Here is a 5,411-nt window from a genome sequence, read left to right as displayed (position 1 = left end):
CGATGGTAGTGTGGGGTCTCCCCATGTGAGAGTAGGTCATCGTCAGGCATCTATCCGAACCCCCGATCTCACTGAGATCGGGGGTTTTTTGTGTGGGTGATAAAAACTCCAATGCTTAGCGACAGATGACTTCTAGAGCTTCCATCAGGCTATCCATCTCATCGTCGGTACCGATGGTGATGCGTAGAAAGTCGCGTAACGCTTCAGTATTGAAATGGCGGACCAAGATGCCACGCTCGCGTAACTTGGCGTAGATTTGCCCTGCGTCTTGCTTGTGATGACTTACGAGCAGGAAATTGGTCTGCGAAGGTAACACCTCAAAACCAAAAGCCTCCAGCCGTTGTCTTGTCTGCTCTCGGGTACTGATAACCCTTTCTCGACAAGAATCGAAATGCTCACGATCCTTGATTGCGGCCACACCGGCGACGATGGCCAAGCTGTCGATGGGGTAAGAGTTGAAGGAGTTCTTGACCCGTTCCAGCCCTTCGATGAGCTCCCGCGAGCCGATGGCGTAGCCCAGGCGCAGCCCTGCCAAGCTGCGTGATTTGGAGAAGGTGCCGGTGACCAACAAATTGGGATAGTGCTTTACAAGAGGCACTGAGGATTCGCCGTCAAAGTCGACATAGGCCTCGTCAACCAGCACAACACACTCGGTGATGCGTTCAAGCAGCTCTGCGATGGCTGTTCGGCTATGGCCGTGTCCGGTAGGGGCATTGGGATTGGCGAAGACGATACCGCCGCTATCGGCAGACAGTGCTTGCAAAGGTACCTGCCAATTGTCATCCAACGCCACGCTGCGATACTCGATATCGTACAGGCGGCAATAGACTGGATAGAAACTGTAGGTGATCTCCGGCATGATCAGTGGCTTGTCCTGCCGAAAGAACGTTTGAAATGCCAGTGCCAATACCTCGTCAGAGCCGTTTCCAACGAACACCTGGTCTATTTTGACGCCGAACTCTTCAGCCAGTGCATTGCGCAATGAGGTTGCTTCAGGATCAGGGTACAGACGTAGGTGGCTCATGGGATAGTTGCGCAAGGCCTGTTCTACACCAGGAGCCGGCGGGTAGGGGTTTTCGTTGGTATTCAGCTTTATCAATCGCTCGCGCGGTTGTTCTCCAGGTACATAAGGCGTCAACTCGCATACCTTGGGGCTCCAGAACTTGCTCATAGTCTCTCGCGTCGATAGGGATAGGCAGATGATCATGGTGACGCGGTCAGCGGTACCGCGCAAGCGTTGGCATGATAGGCTGTCAGCCTTTGTTTTGGATCACATATTGCGATGCTCGCCAAAATCCTTTCGACGCTTCTGCCGGTCTTCCTGATTACCGGATGCGGCACACTTTATGGGCGTTTTCGCACACCGGATATTCGCGGCCTGAATACACTGAACATGGAGTTGTTCGTGCCCATGCTAGTGTTTGCCGTATTGGCCGATCGAGAGGCTCCTCTTCAGCAATATGCGGCATTGGCAGTTGCTGCCGTCGTAATAGTGCTCGGTTCAGGGCTACTGCTGTGGCCGTTGGCCAGATGGCTCAGTTTGGATCTACGCACTTTTCTACCTCCGATGATGTTCAACAATACCGGCAATATGGGGATTCCTTTACTGGTACTAGCGTTCGGTGAAGAAGCACTCCCCGCTGCTATAGTGTTGTTCATCGTTGAGATGCTGCTGCATTTTTCGATAGGGCTGTACATGCTCAATCCGCGCACACCTCTATGGCGAGTGCTGCGTATGCCGATCGTATTCGCCAGTCTGGCGGGGCTTGGGGTAAATCTTGGCAGCATACCTTTACCCAGCTGGTTGCTCGAGGCGATGAACATGTTGGGCGGGGTAGCCATTCCATTAATGCTATTTGCGCTCGGTGTGCGCATGCTCGACATCGATTTTGGTGATTGGAAAACCGGAGTGCTGGGTGCCGTGGCCTGTCCGGCAAGTGGCTTGATTCTGGCTTGGCCTCTGATCGCGTTGTTCGATCTCCAAGGAATACAGGCCGCATCACTTTGGGTGTTTGCTGCACTGCCGCCGGCGGTACTCAATTATCTACTGGCGGAGCAGTATCGACAGGAACCGCATAAGGTTGCGTCACTGGTATTGATTGGCAATCTTGGCAGTTTGATTGTGATGCCAATCGTTCTGGCTTTAGTGTTTGCGAATTTAGTCGGCATCGCAGCATGAGCGTTTTACCGTATTGGTTTCATAGTGTGCTCAATCTCAACCAACTCGGATCCAGGTCATTTTACGGTAGTGGTACCACGGGATACACTAATTGCCCTACTTTAGGATGAGGCGGGTTGCTGCTAGGCTGTCATCGAGCGTAGCTTGCCGTTATCCTGTAGACCAGCACGCCATGGTGGATGGTGACAGACCCAATCGTTAGGAGGATTCATATGCAGATCAGGACATTGCTGGCAGGTTCCGCAATGCTAGCATTGCTGGCGGGTTGCGCCACCGGCACACAGCAAGGCGGGACGCCTGACACGACTAGCGCTCAGGAACAGGGCACGACCTATCAAGGTACTTTGCCGTGTCGTAACTGCGCGGGGATCGATATCGACGTCACGCTGGAAGGCGATGAACAGGCTACTGCCGCCGAGCGGACCTTCGATCTTGAAGCCAGCTATCGCGAGCATCCACAGAATCCCCCTGCTGAGACCTATCAGGGGCAATGGGAAGTGATCAGCGGTACGGCAACTGATCCGGAAGCAACCGTCTATGAACTCACGCCCCAGGGCGAAGGTCAGATCTATTACTTCTTAAAGCTCAACCCGACAACCCTTGAGCTTATCGATCCGCAGCTGCGTCGCTTCGAGAATGGTGAAATGTTGCGTCTACAGCGCCAGTAGTACCTGTCGTTATGCGCTGATGTGTCGAGGGCGGCCAATGAGCCGCCCTCGGTGTTTCTATAGGATGTGACAAAATCCGGTAAGTGTCGTCAAGAACAGGAGCAAAGAGAAGCCAGCATGGCAAAAGCGAAGAGTGCCTTCGTCTGCACCGAATGCGGTGCCGAATACAGCAAGTGGCAGGGGCAGTGTTCAAGCTGTCGCGAGTGGAACACCCTGACCGAAATACGCTTGTCGTCTCCCCGGGCCGGTACTGGTTCATCAGTGAGCGGACGCAGTGGCTACGCCGGTGCAGTTTCGCGGGAAGTAATCGATCTAGCTGCCGTAGACCTGTCCGAGGTGCCGCGCTTCTCATCTACCTTCGGTGAGTTCGATCGTGTGCTGGGTGGTGGCCTGGTGCCCGGTTCGGCGGTCTTGCTTGGGGGCAATCCCGGCGCCGGCAAGTCGACGTTGCTGCTGCAGGTGGCCTGCAAACTGGCCCAGCAGCGCAGCGTGATCTACGTCACCGGGGAGGAGTCACTTTCCCAGGTAGCGATGCGCGCTCATCGGTTGCAACTGCCGGTGCAGGGCTTGAAGATGCTTGCCGAGACGAGCATAGAAACGATCCTTGGAGTGGCCGAACGCGAGCGCCCTCAGGTACTGATCATCGATTCCATTCAGACCATGCATCTCGAGGACATTAGCTCGGCGCCCGGTGGCGTGGCCCAGGTGCGGGAATCTGCCAGTGCCCTGACCCGTTTCGCCAAGCAGACCAACACCGTGCTGCTGCTGGTCGGTCATGTGACCAAGGATGGCACTCTGGCGGGGCCCAAGGTGCTTGAGCATATGATCGACGCTTCGCTTTTGCTCGAGGGCGGCGCGGATTCACGTTTTCGCACCCTGCGCGGCCAGAAGAATCGCTTCGGTGCGGTCAACGAGCTGGGGGTGTTTGCCATGCTTGAACACGGCATGAAGGAGGTAAAGAACCCCAGCGCCATCTTCCTGTCACGAAACGAGGAGCAGGCACCGGGCAGTCTGGTGATGGTGGTCTGGGAGGGCACTCGACCAATCCTGGTGGAAGTGCAGGCGCTAGTGGATGATTCGGCCTTGGGCAATCCGCGCCGGGTGGCAGTGGGGCTCGATCCCAACCGGTTGGCCATGCTGCTGGCAGTATTGAACCGTCACGGCGGCTTGTTTACCGGCGATCAGGACGTCTTTCTCAACGTGGTGGGCGGGGTCAAGGTGCTCGAGACGAGCGCTGACCTGGCGGTACTGCTGGCAGTCGTCTCGAGTCTGCAGAACCGCTCGCTACCTCGAGAGCTGGTGGTGTTCGGAGAGGTGGGCTTGTCCGGTGAGATTCGCCCGGTGCCCAGCGGTCAGGAGCGTATCGTCGAGGCCGCCAAGCATGGTTTCACCCGAGCCATCGTGCCTCGGGCCAATGCGCCCAAGACCTCGCCTGCCGGCATGCAGGTCATCGCCGTGGACAAGCTCGCCGAGGCGCTGGAAGCGCTGTGAATGGAGTAGAATGCAGGAATTATTGGCAAGGAGACGCTTGATGAGTGCTATTCGACTGACCCAGTACAGCCATGGTGCCGGCTGTGGCTGCAAGATCGCCCCTGATGTGCTCGATGACATCCTGGCCAAGGCGGGACCCGGTGCCGGTAGTTCAAAGCTAATCGTCGGCAATCAGGGTCGCGAGGACGCCGCCGTTTACGATCTCGGCGATGGCCGTGGCATGATCGCTACCACCGACTTCTTCATGCCGATCGTCGACGATCCCTTCGATTTTGGCCGGATTGCCGCTACCAATGCCATCAGTGACGTGTATGCCATGGGCGGCACGCCAGTGCTGGCTTTGGGCATTCTTGGCTGGCCGCTGGATAAGCTGAGCGCGAGTGTTGCTGGCGACGTAATTGCCGGGGCCCAGGCCGTGTGCCGAGAGCTGGGATTGGCCCTGGCGGGCGGTCATTCCATCGATGCTCCGGAGCCGATCTTCGGTCTCGCGGTCAATGGGCTGGTCGATCTCGATCATTTGAAGCTCAACAAGAATGCTCAGCCTGGCGATCTGCTTTATCTCACCAAGCCGCTTGTGTGGGCATATTGACTACCGCCGAGAAGCAAGGACTGCTTCAGGCGGGGCATCACGGTCTGGCCCGAGAAACGATGCTCAAATCCAATGCCATCGGCACTGAGCTGGCTCGAGTGCCCGGCGTACATGCAATGACCGACGTGACCGGCTTTGGCCTGGCGGGGCATCTCGCCGAGGTATGTGCCGCCAGCGGCGTCAAGGCGCGTATCGATTACAAACGTCTGCCGCGCCTGGCAGAAGCTGAAGCCTATCGGCGTCAGGGTGCAGTGCCCGGCGGCAGTGCCCGTAATCGCCAGGCGCTGGGGGCCAAGTTGCCGACCATGGACGAGGCTCACTGGCAGTGGCTATGCGATCCTCAGCCTCCGGTGGCCTGCTGCTGGCGGTTCATCCATCCTGGGCCGATGATGTCGAGCGCATCGGGCGTGACCACGATCTTCATCTTCAACCCTTTGGTGAGTGTGTCAAGGCTGAAGGCGAGGCGCTGATCGAGGTGCGGGGG

At 57.2% G+C, this 5,411-nt stretch carries 4 protein-coding genes and 1 pseudogene; 4 read left to right on the top strand and 1 reads right to left on the bottom strand.

Translation table 11 applies throughout. From position 1 onward, the window contains the following. Positions 1-115 precede the first annotated feature (115 nt). On the bottom strand, positions 116-1,171 hold the full coding sequence (gene hisC, locus CH74_RS16980) for a histidinol-phosphate transaminase (RefSeq protein ID WP_048308732.1): 1,056 nt from the start codon (positions 1,169-1,171) through the stop codon (positions 116-118). 111 nt (positions 1,172-1,282) lie between these two features. Here hisC and CH74_RS16975 point away from each other — a divergent pair, with 111 nt between their 5' ends. The 4 genes and pseudogenes from CH74_RS16975 to selD form a co-directional block, all read left to right on the top strand. After that, positions 1,283-2,179 (top strand): AEC family transporter, encoded by an 897-nt coding sequence (locus CH74_RS16975; RefSeq protein WP_048308731.1) that lies wholly within the window; start codon positions 1,283-1,285, stop codon positions 2,177-2,179. 212 nt (positions 2,180-2,391) lie between these two features. Next, positions 2,392-2,847 (top strand): copper resistance protein NlpE N-terminal domain-containing protein, encoded by a 456-nt coding sequence (locus CH74_RS16970; protein ID WP_048308730.1) that lies wholly within the window; start codon positions 2,392-2,394, stop codon positions 2,845-2,847. A gap of 117 nt (positions 2,848-2,964) precedes the next feature. Further along, the gene (radA, locus tag CH74_RS16965; protein WP_048308729.1) at positions 2,965-4,338 is read left to right on the top strand and encodes a DNA repair protein RadA; all 1,374 of its coding nucleotides are present in this window, start codon (positions 2,965-2,967) and stop codon (positions 4,336-4,338) included. A 40-nt stretch (positions 4,339-4,378) separates the two neighbouring features. Further along, positions 4,379-5,411 (top strand): annotated as a pseudogene (gene selD, locus CH74_RS16960) (selenide, water dikinase SelD); the annotation flags it as partial.

Source organism: Halomonas sp. PR-M31 (genome assembly GCF_001039575.1).
Classification (GTDB): Bacteria; Pseudomonadota; Gammaproteobacteria; order Pseudomonadales; family Halomonadaceae; genus Modicisalibacter.
Note: the sequence above shows the minus strand (reverse complement) of the source record. Positions and strands in the feature narration are given on the sequence as shown.